Source organism: Pseudomonas sp. Mb7 (assembly GCF_054790525.1).
In genome coordinates this window covers 471,989-495,299 of the sequence record NZ_CP186501.1, presented here as the reverse complement: position 1 = coordinate 495,299, position 23,311 = coordinate 471,989, and the positions used below count along the sequence as shown (strand labels likewise).

The 23,311-nt window shown below is 59.6% G+C and carries 21 protein-coding genes; 11 read left to right on the top strand and 10 right to left on the bottom strand.

What is annotated here, in order from left to right:
* Window positions 1-26: 26 nt before the first annotated feature.
* The 7 genes from ispC to rpsB all read right to left on the bottom strand — a co-directional run bounded on the left by ispC (window position 27) and on the right by rpsB (window position 6,091).
* On the bottom strand, window positions 27-1,217 hold the full coding sequence (gene ispC, locus ACOYXH_RS02180) for a 1-deoxy-D-xylulose-5-phosphate reductoisomerase (protein WP_095050400.1): 1,191 nt from the start codon (window positions 1,215-1,217) through the stop codon (window positions 27-29).
* The gene (locus ACOYXH_RS02175; RefSeq protein ID WP_093436592.1) at window positions 1,214-2,020 is read right to left on the bottom strand and encodes a phosphatidate cytidylyltransferase; all 807 of its coding nucleotides are present in this window, start codon (window positions 2,018-2,020) and stop codon (window positions 1,214-1,216) included. The genes ispC and ACOYXH_RS02175 overlap by 4 nt, the downstream gene beginning before the upstream one ends.
* On the bottom strand, window positions 2,020-2,775 hold the full coding sequence (gene uppS / locus ACOYXH_RS02170; protein ID WP_007908854.1) for a polyprenyl diphosphate synthase: 756 nt from the start codon (window positions 2,773-2,775) through the stop codon (window positions 2,020-2,022). Before uppS ends, ACOYXH_RS02175 begins: the two co-directional genes overlap by 1 nt.
* A gap of 14 nt (window positions 2,776-2,789) precedes the next feature.
* Window positions 2,790-3,347, bottom strand: a complete 558-nt coding sequence (gene frr, locus ACOYXH_RS02165) for a ribosome recycling factor (protein ID WP_095050399.1) — start codon at window positions 3,345-3,347, stop codon at window positions 2,790-2,792.
* Complete coding sequence (pyrH, locus tag ACOYXH_RS02160) at window positions 3,344-4,087, bottom strand: UMP kinase (RefSeq protein ID WP_003222124.1); 744 nt, start codon at window positions 4,085-4,087, stop codon at window positions 3,344-3,346. Before pyrH ends, frr begins: the two co-directional genes overlap by 4 nt.
* A 210-nt stretch (window positions 4,088-4,297) precedes the next feature.
* Window positions 4,298-5,161: a translation elongation factor Ts gene (gene tsf / locus ACOYXH_RS02155; RefSeq protein WP_093436595.1), complete on the bottom strand. Its 864-nt coding sequence runs from the start codon at window positions 5,159-5,161 to the stop codon at window positions 4,298-4,300.
* 192 nt (window positions 5,162-5,353) lie between these two features.
* Entirely contained in the window at window positions 5,354-6,091 is a 738-nt protein-coding gene (gene rpsB / locus ACOYXH_RS02150) for a 30S ribosomal protein S2 (protein WP_003222119.1), read from the bottom strand.
* 373 nt (window positions 6,092-6,464) lie between these two features.
* Here rpsB and map point away from each other — a divergent pair, with 373 nt between their 5' ends.
* From map to dapC, 3 genes are read left to right on the top strand one after another with little or no spacing between them, the layout of a single operon-like run.
* A complete protein-coding gene (gene map, locus ACOYXH_RS02145) occupies window positions 6,465-7,247 on the top strand; it encodes a type I methionyl aminopeptidase (protein ID WP_007908857.1) in 783 nt (260 codons plus the stop codon).
* A 41-nt stretch (window positions 7,248-7,288) separates the two neighbouring features.
* Window positions 7,289-9,991 (top strand): [protein-PII] uridylyltransferase, encoded by a 2,703-nt coding sequence (locus tag ACOYXH_RS02140; protein WP_093436598.1) that lies wholly within the window; start codon window positions 7,289-7,291, stop codon window positions 9,989-9,991.
* A gap of 43 nt (window positions 9,992-10,034) precedes the next feature.
* A complete protein-coding gene (dapC, locus tag ACOYXH_RS02135) occupies window positions 10,035-11,234 on the top strand; it encodes a succinyldiaminopimelate transaminase (protein ID WP_095126487.1) in 1,200 nt (399 codons plus the stop codon).
* Between the two features lie 45 nt (window positions 11,235-11,279).
* Here the strand turns inward: dapC and ACOYXH_RS02130 are convergent, their stop codons facing one another.
* A complete protein-coding gene (locus ACOYXH_RS02130; protein WP_320413952.1) occupies window positions 11,280-12,911 on the bottom strand; it encodes a Na+/H+ antiporter in 1,632 nt (543 codons plus the stop codon).
* A 271-nt stretch (window positions 12,912-13,182) separates the two neighbouring features.
* On the opposite strand from ACOYXH_RS02130, the gene ACOYXH_RS02125 reads away from it, so the two are divergent.
* From ACOYXH_RS02125 to ACOYXH_RS02110, 4 genes are all read left to right on the top strand, one after another.
* On the top strand, window positions 13,183-13,545 hold the full coding sequence (locus ACOYXH_RS02125) for an ArsC family reductase (RefSeq protein WP_003222107.1): 363 nt from the start codon (window positions 13,183-13,185) through the stop codon (window positions 13,543-13,545).
* Between the two features lie 33 nt (window positions 13,546-13,578).
* A complete protein-coding gene (dapD, locus tag ACOYXH_RS02120; protein WP_460410224.1) occupies window positions 13,579-14,613 on the top strand; it encodes a 2,3,4,5-tetrahydropyridine-2,6-dicarboxylate N-succinyltransferase in 1,035 nt (344 codons plus the stop codon).
* Between the two features lie 133 nt (window positions 14,614-14,746).
* Window positions 14,747-15,952, top strand: a complete 1,206-nt coding sequence (locus tag ACOYXH_RS02115) for an aminotransferase class V-fold PLP-dependent enzyme (RefSeq protein ID WP_460410223.1) — start codon at window positions 14,747-14,749, stop codon at window positions 15,950-15,952.
* Window positions 15,949-16,353: a SufE family protein gene (locus tag ACOYXH_RS02110; RefSeq protein WP_095126484.1), complete on the top strand. Its 405-nt coding sequence runs from the start codon at window positions 15,949-15,951 to the stop codon at window positions 16,351-16,353. The genes ACOYXH_RS02115 and ACOYXH_RS02110 overlap by 4 nt, the downstream gene beginning before the upstream one ends.
* A gap of 126 nt (window positions 16,354-16,479) precedes the next feature.
* Here the strand turns inward: ACOYXH_RS02110 and tcdA are convergent, their stop codons facing one another.
* Complete coding sequence (gene tcdA, locus ACOYXH_RS02105) at window positions 16,480-17,292, bottom strand: tRNA cyclic N6-threonylcarbamoyladenosine(37) synthase TcdA (RefSeq protein ID WP_371857765.1); 813 nt, start codon at window positions 17,290-17,292, stop codon at window positions 16,480-16,482.
* Between the two features lie 220 nt (window positions 17,293-17,512).
* Here tcdA and ACOYXH_RS02100 point away from each other — a divergent pair, with 220 nt between their 5' ends.
* The 4 genes from ACOYXH_RS02100 (at window position 17,513) to ACOYXH_RS02085 (ending at window position 22,717) form a co-directional block, all read left to right on the top strand.
* Window positions 17,513-20,101, top strand: coding sequence for a glycosyltransferase (locus tag ACOYXH_RS02100; protein WP_220558153.1), 2,589 nt, complete (start codon window positions 17,513-17,515; stop codon window positions 20,099-20,101).
* A gap of 202 nt (window positions 20,102-20,303) precedes the next feature.
* Complete coding sequence (gene dapE, locus ACOYXH_RS02095) at window positions 20,304-21,455, top strand: succinyl-diaminopimelate desuccinylase (RefSeq protein ID WP_095050390.1); 1,152 nt, start codon at window positions 20,304-20,306, stop codon at window positions 21,453-21,455.
* Complete coding sequence (locus tag ACOYXH_RS02090; RefSeq protein WP_095050389.1) at window positions 21,455-22,264, top strand: putative RNA methyltransferase; 810 nt, start codon at window positions 21,455-21,457, stop codon at window positions 22,262-22,264. The genes dapE and ACOYXH_RS02090 overlap by 1 nt, the downstream gene beginning before the upstream one ends.
* Window positions 22,265-22,339: 75 nt before the next feature.
* Window positions 22,340-22,717, top strand: coding sequence for a hypothetical protein (locus ACOYXH_RS02085; protein WP_258709317.1), 378 nt, complete (start codon window positions 22,340-22,342; stop codon window positions 22,715-22,717).
* 200 nt (window positions 22,718-22,917) lie between these two features.
* Here the strand turns inward: ACOYXH_RS02085 and ACOYXH_RS02080 are convergent, their stop codons facing one another.
* Entirely contained in the window at window positions 22,918-23,127 is a 210-nt protein-coding gene (locus ACOYXH_RS02080; protein ID WP_007908870.1) for a cold-shock protein, read from the bottom strand.
* Window positions 23,128-23,311 lie beyond the last annotated feature (184 nt).

The following is a 23,311-nucleotide window of genomic DNA, read 5'->3' as shown; positions in this document are numbered from 1 at the left end:
CGCGTGTAGCCATTGTGTTGCAAGTTTTATCGAGCGTGACGCTTCAACCATTGCTCAGCCAGGACTCGCGCCTTGGCATCAGCCGTAAACACGGCCTCGAGATCTGCCAATGCAACAACCGGCTCGAGGTTCAAGACTTCCTCGATGATACTCGCGATTTCCAGGTAACGGACCCGTCCGTCGAGAAACGCCGCCACCGCCACTTCATTGGCCGCATTGAGCATCGCCGGAGCGCTGTCGCCAGCCTCGGCAGCTTGCCGCGCCAGACGCAGGCAAGGGAAGCGCTCTTCATCCGGCGCCTCGAAATCCAGACGCGCGACGGCGAACAGATCCAGCGGTGCTACACCGGAATCAATGCGCTCCGGCCAGGCTAGGGCATTGGCAATCGGCGTACGCATATCGGGATTGCCCAACTGCGCCAGTACCGAACCGTCGACATAATCGACCAGCGAGTGAATCACGCTCTGCGGGTGAATCACCACCTCGACCTGCGAAGGCTTTGCATCAAACAACCAACAAGCCTCGATCAGTTCAAGACCTTTATTCATCATGCTGGCCGAATCGACCGAAATCTTGCGCCCCATGGACCAGTTAGGGTGCGCACACGCCTGATCAGGTGAAACATGCGCCAATTCACTCATGGGCGTCTGTCGGAACGGACCACCAGAGGCCGTGAGTAAAATCCGACGGACACCGACCGAGCTCAATCCACGAGCAAAATCCTGTGGCATGCACTGGAAAATCGCGTTGTGTTCGCTGTCGATCGGCAGCAGTACTGAACCGCTCTTGCGCACCGCTTGCATGAACAAGGCGCCGGACATCACCAGCGCCTCTTTATTGGCCAGAAGAATCTTCTTGCCCGCTTCAACGGCCGCCAAGGTCGGACGCAGCCCTGCTGCACCAACGATTGCTGCCATCACCGCGTCGACTTCCGGAGCAGCAGCGACCTGACACAGGCCCTCCTCCCCTACTAATACGCGGGTCGGCAAACCGGCGGCACGCAAATCGTCCTGCAAACTGCGCGCGGCAGTTGCCTCGGGCACCACAGCGAATTGCGGCACGTGGCGCACGCACAAGGCGAAAAGCTCGCTCAAACGCGTGAAACCACTCAACGCGAAAACCTGATAACGCTCAGGATGACGAGCAATGACATCGAGTGTGCTCAGGCCGATCGAGCCCGTCGCACCCAAAACGGTAATCTGTTGTGGGCGACTCACGGTGCAGCCATCCACAGCAGCACGGCGAAGACCGGAATGGCCGCGGTCAGACTGTCGATACGATCAAGCACGCCGCCATGACCGGGCAGCAGATTACTGCTGTCCTTGATACCGGACTGACGCTTGAACATGCTTTCGGTCAGATCGCCAACCACGGAGATGAAGACGATCAGCGCAGCGCCAATCAAGCCTTTAAGCAACTCGGCGACGGTCCAGTCGCGGACAAACGCGACAATGGCGGTAATCAGCAGACTCAGCACCAGACCACCGTACACGCCTTCCCAGCTTTTACCCGGACTGACTTGCGGGGCGAGCTTGCGCTTGCCGAATTTGCGCCCGGAGAAGTAAGCACCAATATCGGCACCCCAGACCAACACCATCACCGCCATGATCAGCCAGTTACCTAGCGGGTACTGCTTGATCTGCACCAAACCCTGCCAGGCCGGCAACAGAATCAGCAAGCCAATGACCAGTTTGGTGGCAGCCGTGGACCAATGCTCGCTGGAACGCGGATACGTCAGCACAAGGTAAGTCGCCACCGCCCACCAGAGCACCGAAGCCCCCAGCACCCACGGTGCCAGGCCCGGCAGTACATACATGACGAACAACATCAATGCGACGACCGCAGCATACCCGACGCGGAACGATTGAGCGGTAAATCCCGCCAGACGCGCCCATTCCCAAGCCCCCAGACTCACGACCAGACCGATGAACAGGGCAAAACCCGAACCTTCGAGCAAGAAAAAACCGCACAAGGCGATCGGCAGCAGGATCAGCGCAGTGATGATTCGTTGTTTAAGCATTAAACCCGGGCTCCAGCTTCGACCTGTTCGCTCGTTTTACCGAAGCGACGCTGGCGCGAAGCGAAATCGGCCAGCGCATTACGCATGGCATCGTGTTTGAAGTCCGGCCAGAACAGGTCGGAGAAGTACAACTCGGCGTAAGCCAGTTGCCACAGCAAGAAGTTGCTGATGCGGTGTTCGCCACCGGTACGGATGCACAGGTCCGGCAATGGCAGATCGCCGGTCGCCAGACAGGTTTGCAGCAGATCCGGGGTGATGTCTTCCGGGCGCAGGTGCCCAGCCTGAACTTCACGCGCCAGACGCTGGGCAGCCTGTGCAATATCCCACTGACCGCCGTAATTGGCGGCGATTTGCAGGATGAAACGGTTGGCACCCGCCGTCATCGCTTCAGCTTCACGCATTGCTGCCTGAAGCTCCGGATGAAAGCGTGAACGATCGCCAATGATGCGCAGGCTAATGTTGTTGTCGTTGAGGCGCTTGGCCTCACGACGCAATGCCTTGAAGAACAGATCCATCAAGGCACTGACTTCATCGGCCGGGCGCTGCCAGTTTTCACTGGAAAACGCGAACAGGGTGAGCACCTCGACCTTGGCCTCGGCGCACACCTCGATGACGGCCCGCACAGCATCCACACCCGCTTTATGCCCGGCGACACCCGGCATAAAGCGTTTTTTCGCCCAGCGATTGTTGCCATCCATGATGATCGCGACATGGCGCGGCACCGCGGACGGCGCAGTCTGCTTGGTCTTGTCCATTAAAAGCTCGAACCTTATACGGCCATCAGATCCGCTTCTTTTTGCTTGGTAGCCGCGTCGATATCAGCTTCAGCCTTGTCGGTGATTTTCTGAATATCGGCAGCAGCACGACGTTCTTCGTCTTCGCTGATTTCTTTGTCCTTGACCAGTTTCTTCAGCTCACCCAAAGCGTCACGACGAATGTTGCGCACGGCAACACGCGCGTCTTCGGCAGCACTGCGCGCCTGCTTGGTGAAGCCCTTGCGGGTTTCTTCAGTCAGGGCAGGCATGGAGATCAGCAACAACTCGCCCAGGTTGGTCGGGTTGAGGTTCAGACCAGCGCTCTGGATTGCCTTGTCGACTGCGGCGAGCATATTGCGCTCGAAGGCAACGACTTGCAGGGTGCGCGAGTCTTTTACAGTGATATTGGCCACTTGGGTGATGGAAGTGTCTGCGCCGTAGTACGGCACCATCACGCTACCCAGAATGCTTGGGTGAGCCTTGCCGGTACGAATCTGACCAAAGGCGTGGATCAGAGAGTCCAGGGATTTCTGCATGCGCTCTTGAGCGTCTTTTTTGATTTCGTTGATCATTGTTGACCTTCCTCGATCAGGGTGCCTTCAGCGCCGCCATGGACGATGTTCAGCAGGGCACCGGGCTTGTTCATGTTGAATACGCGCAGCGGCATTTTGTGGTCGCGGCACAGGCAAATAGCGGTCAGATCCATAACGCCCAGCTTGCGATCCAGTACTTCATCATAAGTCAGATGATCGAACTTCTCGGCATGCGGGTCTTTGAACGGGTCAGCGGTGTAGACGCCATCGACCTTGGTCGCCTTGAGCACGACATCGGCATCGATTTCGATTGCACGCAGGCAGGCTGCCGAATCCGTGGTGAAGAACGGGTTGCCGGTACCGGCAGCGAAGATCACGACGTCTTTGGAGTTCAGGTGACGCATGGCTTTGCGGCGATCGTAGTGATCGGTCACACCCACCATGGAAATCGCCGACATCACGATGGCCGAGATGTTGGCACGTTCCAGCGCATCGCGCATGGCCAGGGCGTTCATCACAGTGGCCAGCATGCCCATGTGGTCACCCGTCACCCGATCCATACCGGCTTTGCTCAGGGCTTCGCCACGGAACAGGTTGCCACCGCCGATCACCAGACCGACCTGTACGCCGATGCCGACCAGTTGGCCGACTTCCAGCGCCATCCGATCCAGCACTTTTGGATCGATCCCGAACTCTTCCGAGCCCATCAGGGCCTCGCCGCTAAGCTTGAGTAGAATGCGTTTATAGCGAGCCTGATAACCACTGCCCTGCTGAGCCATTGCGAATCTCTCCTGCGGCGTATTTAAAAATTCTTTGCGAGCTGTTTACAGCTGGCGTTCACTCTAGCTTGGCGCTGCTTCAGCGCCATCGGAACATGGCTTTGTAAGTCAGTTCCAAGTGGAAACCAATTAAAAATTGGCAACCCCATCTGAAAAGAGGCTGCGCGCGTAAGCGGGCAGCCTCTTTCGGGCGACAGTTGAAAAACCGTCTTATTGCTTGGCGGCAGCCAGCTGGGCAGCAACTTCTTCAGCGAAGTTGTCGACCGGCTTCTCGATGCCTTCGCCTACTTTGTAGTAAGTGAAGGAAACGATTTCTGCGCCGCCTTTCTTGGCCAGCTCGCCAACCTTGATTTCAGGGTTCTTGACGAACGCCTGCTCAACCAGGCTTGCTTCTGCCAGGAACTTGCTGATACGGCCTTTGACCATGTTCTCAACAATGTTTTCTGGCTTGCCTTTGATCTTCTCTTCGTTCAGCTGCAGGAACACAGCTTTTTCACGCTCGATCGCTTCAGCCGAAACTTGCGAAGGCAGCAGGAACTCAGGGTTGCTAGCAGCGACGTGCATCGCGATGTCTTTGGCCAGCTCGACGTCACCGCCTTTCAGAGCCACAACAACACCGATCTTGTTGCCGTGCAGGTACGAACCTACAACGTCACCTTCGATACGGGTCAGACGACGGATGTTGACGTTCTCGCCTACTTTGGCAACCAGCGCTTCACGAGCAGCTTCTTGCGACGCGATCAGCGGAGCAGCGTCGGTCAGCTTGTCAGCGAAGGCTTTTTCAACGCTGGCAGCAACGAAGTTTTTGAAGTCGTCTTGCAGGGCCAGGAAGTCGGTCTGCGAGTTCACTTCCAGGATAACGGCAGCTTTACCGTCGTCCTTGATTGCGATTGCGCCTTCAGCGGCAACGTTGCCAGCCTTTTTCGCAGCCTTGATCGCGCCCGAAGCACGCATGTCATCAATGGCTTTTTCGATGTCGCCGTCAGCCTTTTCCAGGGCTTTCTTGCAGTCCATCATGCCTTCGCCGGTACGCTCGCGCAGTTCTTTAACCAACGCTGCAGTAATTGCTGCCATTTTCAAATTCCTCTTGGATAGGTTTTCAACCATTCCACCCGATCGAACGGGCGTTCAATTCTTCCCGAGCCCCACCTTGTAGCTGCTGCACGTTACAGGAGCTGTAGCTGCGCTGCCGACAAATGGTTTTCGAGGTGGCAAAAAGGGGGCCAAGCCCCCTTTTTGCTTACTGAGTTAACGCCAGGGCGCTAATTACTCAGCTGCAGCCTGAGTTTCTTCAGCTGCGAATTCTACAGTGCCGCCAGCAACATTGTTGCGACCACGGATCACTGCGTCAGCCATCGAACCCATGTACAGCTGGATAGCGCGGATTGCGTCATCGTTGCCTGGGATGATGTAGTCAACGCCTTCCGGGCTGCTGTTGGTGTCGACAACGCCGATTACCGGGATGCCCAGCTTGTTGGCTTCGGTGATCGCGATGCGCTCGTGGTCAACGTCGATCACGAACAGTGCGTCTGGCAGACCGCCCATGTCCTTGATGCCGCCCAGCGAACGATCCAGCTTTTCCAGGTCACGGGAGCGCATCAGCGCTTCTTTCTTGGTCAGCTTGGCGAAAGTACCGTCTTCGGCTTGAACTTCAAGGTCACGCAGACGCTTGATGGAAGCACGAATGGTTTTGAAGTTGGTCAGCATGCCGCCCAACCAGCGGTGATCGACGTACGGCGAACCGCAACGTGCTGCTTCTTCAGCAACGATCTTGCCAGCGGAACGCTTGGTGCCGACGAACAGAATCTTGTTTTTGCCCTGGGCCAGACGCTCTACGAAAGTCAGAGCTTCGTTGAACATTGGCAGGGTTTTTTCAAGGTTGATGATGTGAATCTTGTTACGCGCGCCGAAAATGTACTTACCCATTTTCGGATTCCAGTAACGGGTTTGGTGACCGAAGTGCACACCGGCCTTCAGCATATCGCGCATATTGACTTGGGACATGATAGTTCCTTAATAAGTCGGGTTTGGCCTCCACGTATCCCAATGACCAACCAGTGGCATAAAGCCAAAAGCACCCAGGTCATCGTGTCGACACGTGTGTGGATTTAAGCTTTTCGGGGTATCCCCGGAAAGCGGCGCATTTTATACCACAGGGTGCGCAGAAACGGAACCCGGAATCTGTATTCGCACCAAGGACATGGGCGCAGCCCCCTTGGAATCGGCCCCGAACGCACCATTGTATAGAGAGAAGCGATACACGCGGGCGCTGAATTGCGCCGTGCGTCTGTTAGAATCGCGTTTTTCAGGGTCGCCAATCGAACACTCGCCACCCTATTCGTATCAGCAAGCGCCGCCGAGCGCAGAGAGAGCCTGTATGACCGTCAACCTCAAAACTCCCGAGGACATCGCTGGCATGCGTGTCGCCGGCAAACTGGCCGCCGATGTGCTGGAAATGATTGCCGAACATGTCAAGCCGGGCGTCACCACCGATGAGCTGAACCAGATCTGCCACGACTACATCGTCAACGTGCAGCAAGCCATCCCTGCCCCGCTCAACTACAAGGGCTACCCGAAGTCGATCTGCACCTCGATCAACCACGTGGTCTGCCATGGTATCCCGAACGACAAGCCGCTGAAAAACGGCGACACCCTGAATATCGACGTTACCGTGATCAAAGACGGCTACCACGGCGACACCAGCCGCATGTTCCACGTCGGCGAAGTGCCGGTCTGGGCCGAGCGTCTGTCGCAGATCACCCAGGAATGCATGTACAAGGCGATCGAGATCGTCAAACCCGGCTGCCGCCTCGGCGACATCGGCGAAGTGATCCAGAAGCACGCCGAGAAGAACGGTTTCTCGGTGGTTCGCGAGTTCTGCGGTCACGGCATCGGCAAGGTCTTCCACGAAGAGCCGCAGATCCTCCACTACGGCCGCGCGGGCACCGGCATGGAACTGAAGGCCGGCATGACCTTCACCATCGAGCCAATGATCAACCAGGGCAAGGCCGACACCAAAGTACTGGGCGACGGCTGGACCGCGATCACCAAGGACCGCAAGCTCTCGGCACAGTGGGAACACACCCTGCTGGTCACCGACACCGGTTACGAGATCTTCACCCTGCGCGCCGACGACACCATCCCGCGCGTCTCGGCCTGATCCAGACAACGCTCCCAGCCTTATAGAAGGAAAGCCAATCGATGCCGCAGGTGGATCCCGAACTCTTCGACCGCGGCCAGTTCCAGGCTGAACTGGCCCTGAAAGCGAGTCCTATCGCGGCGTTCAAGAAGGCGATCCGCCAGGCTCGCGAGGTGCTCGACACGCGTTTTCGCAATGGCCGCGACATCCGCCGCCTGATCGAAGACCGCGCCTGGTTCGTCGACAACATCCTGCAAAAGGCCTGGGAGCAGTTCAACTGGAGCGAAGACGCCGACATCGCGCTGGTCGCGGTCGGCGGCTACGGTCGCGGTGAGCTGCACCCGTATTCCGACATCGACTTGCTGATTCTGCTGGACAGTGCCGACCACGAAGTTTTCCGCGACTCCATCGAGCGCTTTCTGACGCTGCTGTGGGACATCGGCCTGGAAGTCGGTCAGAGCGTGCGCTCGGTCGACGAATGCGCCGAAGAGGCCCGTGCTGACCTGACCGTCGTCACCAACCTGATGGAAAGCCGCACCATCTGCGGTCCCGAGCGTCTGCGTCAGCGCATGCTCGATGTCACCAGCACCGCACACATGTGGCCGGCCAAAGAGTTCTTCCTCGCCAAGCGCGCCGAACAAAAGGCACGCCACCACAAATACAACGACACCGAATACAACCTGGAACCCAACGTCAAAGGCTCGCCCGGCGGCCTGCGGGATATCCAGACGATTCTGTGGGTGGCCCGGCGTCAGTACGGCACCCTGAACCTGCGCGCTCTCGCCGGCGAAGGCTTCCTGGTCGAAAGCGAAAACGCCCTGCTCGCCTCCTCTCAGGAATTCCTCTGGAAAGTGCGCTACGCCCTGCACATGCTGGCGGGCCGCTCGGAAGACCGCTTGCTGTTCGATCACCAGCGCACCATTGCCGGGCTGCTCGGGTTTGAAGGCGACGACGCCAAACAGGCCGTCGAAAACTTCATGCAGCAATATTTCCGTGTGGTGATGAGCATTGCCCAGCTCAGCGACCTGATCATCCAGCACTTCGAGGAAGTCATTCTCGCGCCGGAAGACGAAGCTGCGCCGCAGCCGATCAACTCACGCTTCCAGTTGCACGACGGTTATATCGAGGCACGCAACGACAACGTGTTCCGCCGCACGCCATTCGCCATGCTCGAGATCTTCGTGCTGATGGCCCAGCAGCCGGAAATCAAAGGCGTGCGTGCCGACACTATTCGATTGCTGCGGGAAAACCGTCACCTGATCGACGACAACTTCCGCAACGATATTCGCAACACCAGCCTGTTCATCGAGCTGTTCAAGTGCAAGATCGGCATCCACCGCAACCTGCGCCGGATGAACCGTTACGGCATTCTCGGGCGTTATCTGCCCGAATTCGGCTTTATCGTCGGGCAGATGCAGCACGACCTGTTTCACATCTATACGGTCGATGCGCATACGCTGAACCTGATCAAGCACCTGCGCAAATTGCAGTACACCCAGGTCTCGGAGAAATTTCCGCTGGCCGCCAAACTCATGGCCAAACTGCCTAAGCCCGAACTGATCTACATGGCGGGCCTGTACCACGACATCGGTAAAGGCCGGCATGGCGATCACTCGGAGATCGGCGCAGTCGATGCCGAGGCGTTCTGCCAGCGTCATCAGTTACCGGTGTGGGATAGCCGTCTGATTGTCTGGCTGGTGCAGAACCATCTGGTGATGTCGACCACCGCCCAGCGCAAGGACTTGTCCGACCCGCAGGTGATCCACGATTTTGCCTTGGCGGTTGGCGATGAAACCCGCCTCGACTATCTCTACGTGCTGACCGTGGCCGACATCAACGCGACCAACCCGACACTGTGGAACTCGTGGCGCGCCAGCCTGTTGCGCCAGCTCTACACCGAGACCAAGCGCGCCTTGCGCCGTGGCCTGGAAAACCCGGTGGACCGCGAAGAGCAGATCCGCCAGACCCAAAGCGCCGCGCTGGATATTCTGGTGCGTGGTGGCACCGACCCGGACGACGTCGAGCAGTTGTGGGCGCAATTGGGCGATGACTATTTCCTGCGCCACACCGCCGGCGACGTGGCCTGGCACAGCGATGCGATCCTGCAGCAACCGGTCGATGGCGGGCCGCTCGTACTGATCAAGGAAACCACCCAGCGCGAGTTCGAGGGCGGCACGCAAATCTTCATTTATGCACCGGACCAGCACGACTTTTTCGCCGTGACCGTGGCGGCGATGGATCAGCTCAACCTGAACATTCACGACGCCCGGGTCATCACTTCGAGCAGCCAGTTCACCCTCGACACCTACATTGTGCTCGACAACGAAGGCGAATCCATCGGCGACAACCCGGCACGGGTCAAGCAGATCCGCGAAGGCCTGACCGAAGCCCTGCGCAACCCAGACGATTACCCGACGATCATCCAGCGCCGCGTGCCGCGCCAGCTCAAGCATTTCGCCTTTGCGCCGCAGGTCACCATCCACAACGATGCGCAGCGTCCGGTGACCGTGCTGGAGTTGACCGCCCCTGATCGCCCGGGCCTGCTGGCACGGATCGGCGGGATTTTCCTCGAGTTCGACCTGTCGCTGCAGAACGCCAAGATTGCGACCCTCGGCGAGCGGGTGGAAGACGTCTTCTTCATCACCGACGCCCACAACCAACCGTTGTCCGACCCGTTGCTGTGCAGCCGTTTGCAGGATGCGATCGTTGAGCAACTGAGCGTCAATCAGGAACCCGATATCAAACTGTCGCGCCTCAGTATTTGATGGCGCCCCGGATTCAAATGGCTTTGCACGAGACCCAGCCCCAATGAACAACGCTCTGAACCAGCTCCAGCCGTACCCGTTCGAAAAGCTCCGCGCCCTGCTCGGCACCGTGACCCCGAACCCGGACAAACGCCCGATCGCCCTGTCGATCGGCGAGCCGAAACATCGCTCGCCAAGCTTTGTCGCCGAAGCGCTGGCCAACAGTCTGGATCAGATGGCCGTCTACCCGACCACCCTCGGTATCCCCGCCCTGCGCGAGGCCATTGCCGGCTGGTGCGAGCGTCGTTTCGGCGTGCCAAGCGGCTGGATCGATCCGGCGCGCAACGTGCTGCCGGTCAATGGCACCCGTGAAGCGCTGTTCGCGTTCACCCAGACCGTAGTCAACCGTGGCGATGATGCGTTGGTGGTCAGCCCGAACCCGTTCTACCAGATCTACGAAGGCGCCGCGTTCCTCGCCGGGGCCAAGCCGCACTACCTGCCGTGCCTGGACGAGAACGGCTTCAACCCGGATTTCGATGCCGTTTCGCCGGACATCTGGAAACGTTGCCAGATCCTGTTCCTCTGCTCGCCGGGCAACCCGACCGGCGCGCTGATCCCGGTCGACGCCCTGAAAAAACTGATCGCTTTGGCCGACGAGTACGACTTCGTGATCGCCGCCGACGAGTGCTACAGCGAGTTGTACTTCGACGAGCAAACGCCGCCGCCGGGCTTGCTGACGGCCTGCGTTGAATTGGGTCGCAAGGACTTCAAACGCTGCGTGGTGTTCCACAGCCTGTCCAAGCGCTCCAACCTGCCGGGCCTGCGCTCGGGTTTTGTTGCCGGCGATGCCGACATCCTCAAAGGTTTCCTGCTGTATCGCACCTACCACGGCTGCGCGATGCCGGTGCAAACGCAACTGGCCAGCGTTGCTGCGTGGAACGACGAAGTGCATGTGCGCGCCAACCGTGCGCTGTACCGCGAGAAGTTCGATGCGGTGCTGGAAATCCTTAGCCCGGTGATGGACGTGCAGCGTCCGGATGGCAGCTTCTATCTGTGGCCGAACGTGCAAGGTGATGACGCCGCATTCTGCCGCGACCTGTTTGAGCAAGAGCACGTGACCGTGGTGCCGGGTTCGTACCTGTCCCGTGATGTCGATGGCGTCAACCCGGGCGCAGGCCGTGTGCGCATGGCACTGGTTGCCCCCCTGGCCGAATGCGTCGAAGCCGCCGAACGGATTCGCGCCTTCATCACTCGCCAGCAGTAATCATCAAGAGTCCGCACCAGGCATCTGGTGCGGACTCTTGATGGGTTATTTGACCTTCCCCAGATTGGCCTCACTCAAATCCAGATCGGCCAACACTTCTCTGAGGACGTCATCACCTATCTGGTGATGACGACTGAGGCTATAGAGTTCCAGACGCTGTGCCCTGAGCGCTTTCAGGCGCATGCGACGCTCGAGCAGATCCATCTGGAACGCCAAGGCCTGCGCTTCGGCGGAGTCGTTGAAGACATCGAGCTGATGGCGATACTCGGACATGATCCGCGCCTTCAGCTCGGCCGACAGCGCAGCCTGAGCGGCGTCCTGCGGGGTGGTTTCTTCGGTCTCCAGCGCATGAATCGCCGCTTCTGCGGTTTTGCGCCAGGCATCACGCACTTCCTGGCGGCGTTTGTCGTCCGGACTTTTTTCGATGCCGCGCAACAGCAAAGGCAGCGCGATACACGCCGATATCAGCGACAGCAGAATCACTCCGGCGGCGATGAAAATCAGCAGATCACGCTCGGGAAACGCATCAGCCCCCATCAACATCGGTACTGACATCACACCGGCCAGCGTCACCGCACCGCGCACACCGCCGACGGTCAGCAACCAGCAGGAGCGCGCGGTCGGGACTTGTGTCAGCTCGCCCTTGCCACGCAAACGGCGCAGCAGCACAGATAATCGCCAGATGCTTTGCACCCAGATAAACCGCAGTAACACCAGCGCGAAGAAAATCGCCACGACATCGAGGCAGCGATAGAACAACGTTGGCCAGAGCGTCGGTTCATGGCTGACCACAGCTTTGATGATGTCCGGCAATTGCAGGCCAAGCAGGAGGAAGATCAAGCCGTTGAATGCGAACTCCAGCAGCGACCAGACGCTGCGATTAAGCAGGCGGGTGCTGGTCTGTCGTGGCAGCAGATCGAGCCAGCTCTGCATCATCCCCGCCGCCACGGCCGAGAGAATGCCCGACACGCCAAGACGCTCGGCCAACACATAAGCAGCGAACGGCAACAGCAACATGAACACCACGTGAGTGGCCGGATCATCCCAGCCGCGGGCGATCATCCATGCCCGCAAGCGCCCGACCAGCCAGCTCAAGGCCACACCGACCGCCAACCCGCCGAGCGCCACCACGACAAAGGTCAGGCTGGCGTTGGTCAGCGAGAACACGCCCGTGATGGCCGCTACCAGGGCGAATTTGAAGGTCACCAGACCCGAGGCATCGTTCATCAGCGCCTCGCCCTGCAATATATGCATCAGCGGGGTCGGCAAACGGTTTTGCGAAATGGCCGACACCGCCACGGCGTCCGTCGGCGACAACACTGCCGCCAGGGCGAAAGCCACCGGCAGTGGAATGGACGGCAACAACCAATGAATGAAGTACCCGGCGCCGACCACGGTGAACAACACCAGCCCCACCGCCAGCGTGAGGATCGGCCCGCGCAAATGCCAGAACTCGCGCTTGGGCATGCGCCAGCCATCGGAGAACAACAACGGCGGGAGGAACAGAAACAGGAACAATTCGGGATCGAGGGCCACATGCAGACCGAGGGTCGGCCAGGCGAGCAAGGCGCCAGCGGCGATTTGTACCAGCGGCAGTGGCAACGGGATGACCCGTCCGACCAGCCGCGAGACGCTGACCAGCATCAGCAGGATCAGGACGGTGTAAGCGGTTTGCATAAAGCGGAAATCTCAGACGATCGACAGCGTTGAACTGCCATATTAGCCGCTTAGGATGAATCTGACCGTTGCACCTATGTCGCAGCGGCCGGATTGCAGTCCCTTGTGGGAGCGAGCCTGCTCGCGAATGCGGTGGATCATTCAATATCGATGTCGCCTGATATGGCCCCTTCGCGAGCAGGCTCGCTCCCACAGGTTTTGCGTATTCACCGAAGGGTCATGGCATAATCCGACACCATTTTTCTCCAGCACCTGTAAAGGGGGCGATTCCTTGACCGTTTCAAGTAAAACGTTGCACCTTTTCGGCATCAAAGCCTGCGACACCATGAAGAAGGCGCGCACCTGGCTCGATGAACACGCTGTCAGCTACGACTTTCACGATTACAAAACCGCCGGCATCGACCGTGAGCACCTGACCCAATGGTGTGACGAACATGGCTGGCAAACGGTGTTGAACCGTGCAGGCACGACCTTTCGCAAACTCGACGACGAACGCAAAGCCGATCTCGACCAGTCGAAAGCCATCGAACTGATGCTCGCTCAACCCTCGATGATCAAGCGCCCGGTGCTCGATCTCGGTGATCGAACCCTGATTGGCTTCAAGCCAGATATCTACGCGGCCGCTCTGAAGTAAGCAGCCCGTCACTCTTTGTAGAGGTGTATTTACATGTCCAATTCCCTGTTCAGCATCGCCTTTGGTGTCGGCACTCAGAACCGTCAAGGCGCGTGGCTGGAAGTGTTCTACGCACAGCCACTGCTCAACCCTTCGGCCGAACTGGTCGCGGCGGTTGCGCCGATCCTCGGTTACACCGAAGGCAATCAGGCCATCACCTTCACCACCGCGCAGGCTGCGCAACTGGCTGAAGCCGTGAAAGGCATCGACGCCGTACAAGGCAAGCTGCTGACCCGTCTGGCCGAAAGCCACAAGCCGCTGGTCGCCACCCTGCTGGCCGAAGACGCGCAACTGACCTCGACACCTGAGGCTTACCTCAAGCTGCACCTGCTGTCGCACCGTCTGGTCAAGCCGCACGGCGTGAGCCTGGCCGGGATCTTCCCGCTGCTGCCGAACGTAGCGTGGACCAGCCAAGGCGCCATCGACCTGAGCGAACTGGCGGAAATGCAACTGGAAGCCCGTCTGCGTGGCGAGCTGCTGGAAGTGTTCTCGGTGGACAAGTTCCCGAAAATGACCGACTACGTGGTACCGGCTGGCGTGCGCATCGCTGACGCCGCGCGTCTGCGTCTGGGTGCTTACGTGGGCGAAGGCACCACCGTGATGCACGAAGGCTTCATCAACTTCAACGCCGGCACCGAAGGCCCGGGCATGATCGAAGGCCGCGTTTCCGCTGGCGTATTCGTCGGCAAGGGCTCGGACCTGGGCGGCGGTTGCTCGACCATGGGCACCCTGTCGGGCGGCGGCAACATCGTGATCAAGGTCGGCGAAGGCTGCCTGATCGGCGCCAACGCCGGTATCGGTATCCCGTTGGGCGACCGCAACACCGTTGAGTCGGGCCTGTACGTGACGGCCGGTACCAAGGTTGCGCTGCTCGACGAGCACAACAATCTGGTTAAAGTCGTGAAAGCGCGTGATCTGGCCGGTCAGACTGACCTGCTGTTCCGTCGCAATTCGGAAACCGGTGCTGTGGAGTGCAAAACCCACAAATCGGCGATCGAACTGAACGAAGCGCTGCACGCTCACAACTAAGTGCTTGAATAATCCATTGTAGGAGTGAGCCTGCTCGCGATGCTTTTAGCGCCCTCACGGACGCCATCGCGAGCAGGCTCACTCCTACAGGATTTGGCGTACATCCCGCCCCTCTTCACCAGGGCTAAAAACTGTGATGATTCCCTCCCCGTGGCGTGCCGATTTCCCGGCCATCGCCGCGCTGCAACGGCAAGACCAGACCTATCTGGACAACGCCGCCACCACGCAAAAACCCCAAGCCCTGCTCGACGCACTGACGCATTACTACGCCAACGGCGCAGCCAATGTGCATCGTGCGCAACACCTGCCCGGCGCTCATGCCACGCAGGCGTTCGAGGACAGTCGGCTGAAGGTGGCCCAGTGGCTGAATGCCGGTGACAGCGGGCAAATCATCTTTACTCACGGCGCCACCAGTGCGCTGAACCTCCTGGCGTATGGCCTGGAACCTCTTTTTCAACCGGGCGATGAAATTGTCATCAGCGCCCTGGAGCATCACGCCAACCTGCTGCCATGGCAGCAACTGGCACAACGGCGCAATCTGAAGCTGGTGATTCTGCCGCTGGATGCCGACGGCCTGATCGACCTCGCTGCCGCTGTGCATCTGATTGGCCCGCGCACGCGATTGCTGGCAGTCAGTCAGTTGTCCAATGTGCTCGGTTCGTGGCAGCCATTGCCGGCGTTGCTGAGCATCGCCAAGGCGCAGAACGCGCTGACCGTGGTCGATGGCGCGCAAGGCGTGGTGCATGGTCGGCATGACGTGCAGGCGCTGGGTTGCGACTTCTACGTGTTTTCCAGCCACAAGCTGTATGGGCCGGATGGTTTAGGCGTTCTGTTCGGGCTCAATGCAGCGCTTGAACAACTGAAGCCTTGGCAGTTTGGCGGCGAAATGGTGCTGGAAGCCAACTACCACGACGCGCGCTTCCGCCCTGCTCCGCTGGGTTTTGAAGCGGGCACACCGCCGATTGCCAGTGTGATCGGCCTAGGTGCGACGCTGGATTATCTGGCCGGTCTGGATCAGGACGCGGTGTCCGCCCACGAGGCTGCGCTGCATGACTATCTGCTGCGTGGCCTTGCCGCCCGTAACGGCATTCGTTTGCTCGGCAAGCCGCAATTGGCGCTGGCGAGTTTTGTTGTCGAGGGTGTGCATAACGCCGATCTCGCGCATCTTTTGACTGAGCAAGGTATTGCCGTGCGCGCCGGGCATCACTGCGCGATGCCGCTGCTGAAAAGCTTCGAACTGGCTGGGGCGATTCGGGTGTCGCTGGCGCTGTACAACGATTCCGAGGATCTGGAACGCTTCTTTGAAGCGCTGGATCAGGCGCTGGAGTTGTTGCGATGAGTTTGCCGGTTGAGGCCGCCGAGGCGCTGCAGACTTTTCAGAATGCAGCGGGCTGGGAACAACGGGCGCGGTTGTTGATGCAGTTTGGTGATCGTTTGCCGCCACTAAGTGACGCCGACAAGTGTGACGCTAACCGGGTGCATGGCTGTGAGAGTCAGGTCTGGCTGGTTGGTGAACTGCACGACGGTCACTGGCAATTCAGCGCCAGCAGCGATGCACGGATGATTCGTGGGTTGGTGGCGTTGTTGCTGTTGCGGGTTAACGGTTTGTCGGCCACTGAATTGCACCAGGTTGATTTACCGGACTGGTTCAATCAGCTAGGGCTTTCGCGACAACTATCGCCATCGCGCAGTAATGGCCTCAATGCCGTGCTCCAGCGAATGAATGATCTGGCGCGCTAACTGATCGTTCCCATGCTCTGCGTGGGAATGCCTCATCGGACGCTCCGCGTTCGGCTCTGGATGGGACGCGGAGCGTCCCGGGCTGCATTCCCACGCGGAGCGTGGGAACGATCAAGGCCTCACCGATCAAACCTGAGGTTTGACTCGGTCAGCCGGGCGCCGAACACCCGCGACAATCTTGTCCACAGCCTTGGTCGCCGCAACCATGCCGAACGTCGCTGTGACCATCATCACCGCACCAAACCCGCCGGCGCAGTCGAGCTTCACGCCATCGCCGACAAAACTCTTCTGCAAACAAATACTGCCATCCGGTTTCGGGTAGCGCAGCTGTTCCGTGGAAAACACACACGGCACACTGTAATGGCGGGTCACGGTGCGCGAAAAACCATAATCACGACGCAACGTCGAACGCACTTTCGAGGCCAACGGGTCGTTGAACGTGCGGTTGAGATCGCACACCTGAATCAGCGTCGGATCGATCTGCCCGCCCGCACCGCCGGTAGTGATGATCTGGATCTTGCGGCGCTTGCACCAGGCAATCAGCGCAGCCTTGGCGTTGACCGCGTCGATGCAGTCGATCACGCAGTCGATGTTCGGCGTGATGTATTCGGCCATGGTCTCGCGGGTGACGAAATCCGCCACGGCGTGCACGGTGCAATCCGGGTTGATCCCGCGCAGACGCTCGGCCATCACTTCGACCTTGGGCTTGCCGACGGTGCTGTCCAGCGCGTGCAACTGGCGGTTGGCGTTGCTGACGCAAACGTCATCAAGGTCGAACAGCGAAATCTCGCCAACGCCACAACGGGCCATGGCTTCCGCCGCCCAGGAACCGACGCCACCGACGCCAACGATCGCCACATGGGCCGCGCGCAGGCGCTCCAGGCCTTCAATGCCATACAAACGGGCGATGCCTGCAAACCGCGGATCTTCTGTACTCATGACCATTACCCCAAAAACCGGCGCGCATTATAGGGCTACACAGCGACAAGTTTTAAGCTTCGAACTACAAGTGTAAGAACTTAAGTCAAAGTCGGCTGCCCAATGTCGGGCATTTCCCTGTCTGATGTACGACTTGCGAACTGCCGGTGTAGGATGCGCGCCCCTCGGGCGTATAGCCGACCGATCCTCCGTTCCACAGCCTTTGGAACCCGAAATAGCTATGTCATCGCGTAAATTTGGACTCAACCTGGTGGTGGTTCTGGCAATCGCCGCCCTGTTCACCGGTTTCTGGGCGCTGATCAATCGCCCGGTTTCCGCGCCGAACTGGCCGGAGCAGATCTCCGGTTTCTCCTATTCGCCGTTCCAGCAGGGACAATATCCGCAAAAAGATCAGTACCCGACTGACGACGAAATGCGCCGCGACCTGGAGATCATGAGCAAGCTGACGGACAACATCCGCATCTACTCGGTCGACGGCTCGCTGCAAGACATCCCGAAACTGGCTGAAGAATTCGGCCTGCGCGTGACATTGGGGATCTGGATCAGCCCCGATCAGGAACGCAACGAACGGGAAATCACCCGAGCCATCGAACTGGCCAACACTTCACGCAGCGTGGTTCGCGTGGTGGTCGGTAACGAAGCGATCTTCCGCAAGGAAATCACCGCCCAAGAGCTGAGCGTGCTGCTCGATCGCGTGCGCGCGGCGGTGAAAGTGCCGGTGACCACCTCCGAGCAATGGCACGTCTGGGAAGAACACCCGGAACTGGCCAAGCACGTTGACCTGATCGCTGCGCACGTTCTGCCGTACTGGGAATTCATCCCGGTCGACAAGGCCGGGCAGTTCGTTTTCGACCGCGCCCGCGATCTGAAAAAGATGTTCCCGAAAAAACCGCTGCTGCTCTCCGAAGTCGGCTGGCCGAGCAACGGTCGCATGCGCGGTGGCGCCGATGCGTCGCCGGCGGATCAGGCGATCTACCTGCGCACACTGGTCAACAAGCTCAACCGCCAAGGCTTCAACTACTTCGTGATCGAAGCGTTTGACCAGCCGTGGAAGGCCAGCGACGAAGGCTCGGTCGGCGCGTACTGGGGCGTGTTCAACGCTGCGCGTCAGCAGAAATTCAACTTCGAAGGCCCGGTGGTCGCGATCCCGCAATGGCGAGTGCTGGCAGTCGGTTCGGTGGTATTGGCGTTGCTGTCGCTGACCCTGCTGATGATCGACGGCTCGGCGCTGCGTCAGCGTGGGCGGATCTTCCTGACCTTTATCGCCTTCCTCTGTGGTTCGGTGCTGGTGTGGATCGGTTACGACTACAGCCTGCAATACAGCACGTGGTTCAGTTTGACGGTCGGCTTCCTCTTGGCGCTGGGTGCGCTCGGGGTGTTTATCGTCTTGCTGACGGAAGCCCATGAACTGGCCGAAGCGGTGTGGATTCACAAGCGGCGGCGTGAGTTCCTGCCGGTCGAGGGCGACTCCAGCTATCGCCCGAAAGTCTCGATCCATGTGCCGTGCTACAACGAGCCGCCGGACATGGTCAAACAGACCCTCGACGCCCTCGCCGCCCTCGATTATCCGGACTACGAAGTCCTGATCATCGACAACAACACCAAGGACCCGGCGGTGTGGGAACCGGTGCGCGACTACTGCGCAACCCTCGGTCCGCGCTTCAAGTTCTTCCACGTCTCGCCCCTGGCCGGTTTCAAGGGTGGCGCGCTGAACTACCTGATTCCGCACACCGCCAAGGATGCCGAAGTGATCGCGGTGATCGACTCCGATTACTGCGTGCATCCGAACTGGCTCAAGCACATGGTGCCGCACTTCGCTGACCCGAAAATCGCCGTGGTGCAGTCGCCGCAGGATTACCGCGATCAGAACGAAAGCACCTTCAAGAAGCTCTGCTACGCCGAATACAAAGGCTTCTTCCATATCGGCATGGTCACTCGTAACGACCGTGACGCAATCATCCAGCACGGCACCATGACCATGACCCGCCGCTCGGTGCTGGAAGAATTGGGCTGGGCCGACTGGTGCATCTGTGAAGACGCCGAACTCGGTCTGCGCGTGTTCGAAAAAGGCTTGTCGGCGGCGTATTACCACGACAGCTACGGCAAGGGCCTGATGCCGGATACGTTTATCGACTTCAAGAAACAGCGTTTCCGCTGGGCCTACGGTGCGATTCAGATCATCAAACGCCACACCGGCAGTCTGCTGCGTGGCAAGGACACCGAGCTGACCCGTGGCCAGCGTTACCACTTCCTCGCGGGCTGGTTGCCGTGGGTCGCGGACGGCATGAACATCTTCTTCACCGTCGGCGCGCTGTTGTGGTCGGCGGCAATGATCATCGTGCCGCAACGGGTCGATCCGCCGCTGCTGATCTTCGCGATCCCGCCACTGGCGCTGTTCGTGTTCAAGGTCGGCAAGATCATCTTCCTCTACCGTCGCGCCGTCGGCGTGAACCTGAAAGATGCGTTTTGCGCGGCACTGGCCGGGCTGGCGTTGTCGCACACCATCGCCAAAGCGGTGCTGTATGGCTTTTTCACCAGCAGCATTCCGTTCATACGCACGCCAAAAAACGCTGACAGCCACGGCTTCTGGGTGGCAATTTCCGAGGCACGGGAAGAGCTGTTCATCATGCTGCTGTTGTGGGGCGCGGCGCTGGGGATCTTCCTGGTCAACGGCATGCCGAGCAACGACATGCGTTTCTGGGTGGTGATGTTGCTGGTCCAGTCGCTGCCGTATCTGGCGGCGCTGATCATGGCGTTCCTGTCGTCGTTGCCTAAACCGGCCACTGCGCCTGAGCCGGCAACAGCATAATCAGTAACGGATACGTCAAACGGCGGCCTTCGGGCCGCCGTTTTGCTTTAGAATGACCGCCTTTTTCAATGCCAACAAACTCGGTAGGAGCTGCCGAAGGCTGCGATCTTTTGATCTTGCTGTTGATTTTAAAAAACAAAATCAAAAGATCGCAGCCTGCGGCAGCTCCTACAGGTTTACCGTGCGCACCCGGAGTTATTACATGACGGCCCACGCCGACCTTTCGCCGACCCTCCAACTCGCCATCGACCTGATCCGCCGTCCGTCTGTGACGCCGGTCGACGCCGATTGCCAGAAGCAGATGATGCAGCGCCTGGGCGATGCCGGTTTCAGCCTCGAGCCGATGCGCATCGAAGATGTGGATAACTTCTGGGCGACCCACGGCAACAACGACGGCCCGGTGCTGTGCTTCGCCGGCCACACCGACGTGGTGCCGACCGGCCCGGTCACGGCGTGGCAGATCGACCCGTTCAACGCGCTGATCGACGAACACGGCATGCTCTGCGGCCGTGGCGCGGCGGACATGAAAGGCAGCCTGGCGTCGATGACCGTCGCCGCCGAGCGCTTTGTCGCTGACTACCCGAACCACAAGGGCAAGGTCGCGTTCCTGATCACCAGCGACGAAGAAGGCCCGGCGCACCACGGCACCAAGGCTGTGGTCGAGCGTCTGGCAGCACGCAACGAGCGTCTGGACTGGTGCATCGTCGGCGAACCGTCGAGCACCACTTTGGTTGGCGACGTGGTGAAAAACGGCCGTCGCGGCTCGCTCGGTGCCAAGCTCACCGTCAAAGGCATTCAGGGCCACGTAGCCTATCCGCACCTGGCGAAGAACCCGATCCACCTCGCTGCTCCGGCGCTGGCCGAACTGGCCGCCGAGCACTGGGATCATGGCAACGATTTCTTCCCGCCGACCAGTTTCCAGATCTCCAACGTCAATTCCGGCACTGGCGCGACCAACGTGATTCCGGGTGATCTGGTGGCGGTGTTCAACTTCCGCTTCTCCACCGAATCGACCGTCGAAGGCCTGCAGAAACGCGTGGCCGATATTCTCGACAAGCACGATCTGGACTGGCACATCGACTGGGCACTGTCCGGCCTGCCGTTCCTCACCGAACCAGGCGCACTGCTCGACGCGGTGTCGGCGAGCATCAAGGACATCACCGGTCGCGAGACTAAAGCGTCCACCAGCGGCGGAACGTCCGACGGCCGTTTCATCGCGACCATGGGCACGCAAGTGGTTGAACTGGGCCCGGTCAACGCGACCATCCACCAGGTCAACGAACGCGTACTGGCAGCCGATCTCGACGTACTGACCGAGATCTACTACCAGACCCTGATCAAGTTGCTCGCCTGATGCTCGCTTGCCCCATCTGCAGCGAACCGCTGAATGCGGTGGACAACGGCGTGGTCTGCCCCGCCGGCCATCGCTTCGACCGTGCGCGCCAGGGTTACCTGAACCTGTTGCCGGTGCAGCACAAAAACAGCCGCGACCCTGGCGACAACCAGGCCATGGTCGAAGCACGCCGGGACTTCTTGAACGCAGGGCATTACGCGCCGGTGGCCAAGCGTCTGGCCGAGCTGGCGGCGAGTTATGCGCCAGATCGCTGGGTCGATATCGGTTGTGGCGAGGGTTACTACACCGCGCAGATCGCCGAGGCCTTGCCGAACGCTGACGGCTACGCACTGGACATTTCCCGCGAAGCGGTCAAACGTGCCTGCAAGCGTAATCCGGCGATCACTTGGTTGATCGCCAGCATGGCCCGCGTGCCGTTGGCGTCGGGCAGTTGCCAGTTTCTCGCCAGCGTTTTCAGTCCTCTGGACTGGGAAGAAGCCAAGCGGCTGCTCAGTGTCGGCGGCGGTCTGATGAAAGTCGGCCCGACCAGCGGCCACCTGATGGAGTTGCGCGAACGTCTTTATGACGAAGTGCGCGAATACACCGACGACAAGCATCTGGCCCTGGTGCCGGAAGGCATGACGCTGGCGCACAGTGAAACCCTGGAATTCAAGCTGACGCTGGAAAAGCCTGAGGATCGCGCCAACCTGTTGGCGATGACACCCCACGGCTGGCGCGCCAGTGCCGAGCGTCGTGCGGCGGTGATCGAACAGGCTGAGCCGTTCGTGACCACCGTGTCGATGCGCTACGATTATTTCGTTCTTCAATAACTTTTGGTCTCGGGCGAGTGCCCGGGGCTGGCTAAATCCGCGAATGGATTTTTCAGACCCGCAGTGAGGACATCCATGCGCCAACCGGACATCGAGATTTACCTGAAAGACGCCGACGTCGACCACAAGGCCATTTCGGCCTGGCTGGGCGAAGCGTTGGGCCCGTGCAGTGACTGGGTACAGAAAGGCCAGACCTACAAATGCAAGGCCGGCAACGTGCCGGTGACCTGGCTGCCGAAAGCCGTGGGCAAGTGGAACAGCCTGTACCTGGAAAGCGACCAGACCCCATGGGACGACGACATCGCCTGCGCCCGCGCCGCGTTTGCTGCGCTGAACGTCGAAGTGCGTTGCGCGCCGGGGACGTGGGTTGAAGAAGAAGGTGAGGAAACGGCGGACCGCTGGATGCGCATCAGCGAAGACGGTGAAGAAGAAATCACCTGGAAAACCGCTTAAAAGCAAAAGATCGTCCGATCGCGGCCCGAGCCTTCGGCAGCTCCTAAAGGGCTATGTGTACAGCTGTAGGAGCTGCCGAAGGCTGCGATCTTTGATCGTTCCCACGCTCCGCGTGGGAATGCAGTCCGGGACGCTCTGCGTCCCAAAGCGAACGCGGAGCGTCCGTTGAGGCATTCCCACGCAGAGCGTGGGAACGATCATTACAGGCCTACAACATCCTCAGCCTGCAAACCCTTCTCGCCAGTAATCACTGCGTATTCAACCTGCTGGCCTTCAGTCAGCGACCGATGCCCTTCGCCGCGAATCGCGCGGTAGTGCACGAACACGTCCACCCCGTCTTCGCGCTGGATAAAGCCGTAGCCCTTGGCGTCGTTGAACCACTTCACGTTGCCGGTTTCGCGTGTTGCCATCTGTTCATACTCCTTTTTTATTATTGGACAGGCTTTTCGCAGGAAAGCCTTTGCGGAACGTCAGCCTGCGTCCGACGTCCATAAAAGGCCCCCGGCGACAGACCGCCGAGTATATGACAGGTGCGGAAAGTCTCAACAGGAGATTACTTCGCCGCTTTTTTGCCGATTTTCGGTGAATACGGCA

Excerpts from the sequence above, each read along its gene's own strand:
- ACOYXH_RS02175 (WP_093436592.1), bottom strand. The coding sequence starts at position 2,020 with ATGCTTAAACAACGAATCATCACTGCGCTGATCCTGCTGCCGATCGCC.
- uppS (WP_007908854.1), bottom strand. The coding sequence starts at position 2,775 with ATGGACAAGACCAAGCAGACTGCGCCGTCCGCGGTGCCGCGCCATGTC.
- frr (WP_095050399.1), bottom strand. The coding sequence starts at position 3,347 with ATGATCAACGAAATCAAAAAAGACGCTCAAGAGCGCATGCAGAAATCC.
- pyrH (WP_003222124.1), bottom strand. The coding sequence starts at position 4,087 with ATGGCTCAGCAGGGCAGTGGTTATCAGGCTCGCTATAAACGCATTCTA.
- tsf (WP_093436595.1), bottom strand. The coding sequence starts at position 5,161 with ATGGCAGCAATTACTGCAGCGTTGGTTAAAGAACTGCGCGAGCGTACC.
- rpsB (WP_003222119.1), bottom strand. The coding sequence starts at position 6,091 with ATGTCCCAAGTCAATATGCGCGATATGCTGAAGGCCGGTGTGCACTTC.
- map (WP_007908857.1), top strand. The coding sequence starts at position 6,465 with ATGACCGTCAACCTCAAAACTCCCGAGGACATCGCTGGCATGCGTGTC.
- ACOYXH_RS02140 (WP_093436598.1), top strand. The coding sequence starts at position 7,289 with ATGCCGCAGGTGGATCCCGAACTCTTCGACCGCGGCCAGTTCCAGGCT.
- dapC (WP_095126487.1), top strand. The coding sequence starts at position 10,035 with ATGAACAACGCTCTGAACCAGCTCCAGCCGTACCCGTTCGAAAAGCTC.
- ACOYXH_RS02130 (WP_320413952.1), bottom strand. The coding sequence starts at position 12,911 with ATGCAAACCGCTTACACCGTCCTGATCCTGCTGATGCTGGTCAGCGTC.
- dapD (WP_460410224.1), top strand. The coding sequence starts at position 13,579 with ATGTCCAATTCCCTGTTCAGCATCGCCTTTGGTGTCGGCACTCAGAAC.
- ACOYXH_RS02110 (WP_095126484.1), top strand. The coding sequence starts at position 15,949 with ATGAGTTTGCCGGTTGAGGCCGCCGAGGCGCTGCAGACTTTTCAGAAT.
- tcdA (WP_371857765.1), bottom strand. The coding sequence starts at position 17,292 with ATGAGTACAGAAGATCCGCGGTTTGCAGGCATCGCCCGTTTGTATGGC.
- ACOYXH_RS02100 (WP_220558153.1), top strand. The coding sequence starts at position 17,513 with ATGTCATCGCGTAAATTTGGACTCAACCTGGTGGTGGTTCTGGCAATC.
- dapE (WP_095050390.1), top strand. The coding sequence starts at position 20,304 with ATGACGGCCCACGCCGACCTTTCGCCGACCCTCCAACTCGCCATCGAC.
- ACOYXH_RS02090 (WP_095050389.1), top strand. The coding sequence starts at position 21,455 with ATGCTCGCTTGCCCCATCTGCAGCGAACCGCTGAATGCGGTGGACAAC.
- ACOYXH_RS02085 (WP_258709317.1), top strand. The coding sequence starts at position 22,340 with ATGCGCCAACCGGACATCGAGATTTACCTGAAAGACGCCGACGTCGAC.
- ACOYXH_RS02080 (WP_007908870.1), bottom strand. The coding sequence starts at position 23,127 with ATGGCAACACGCGAAACCGGCAACGTGAAGTGGTTCAACGACGCCAAG.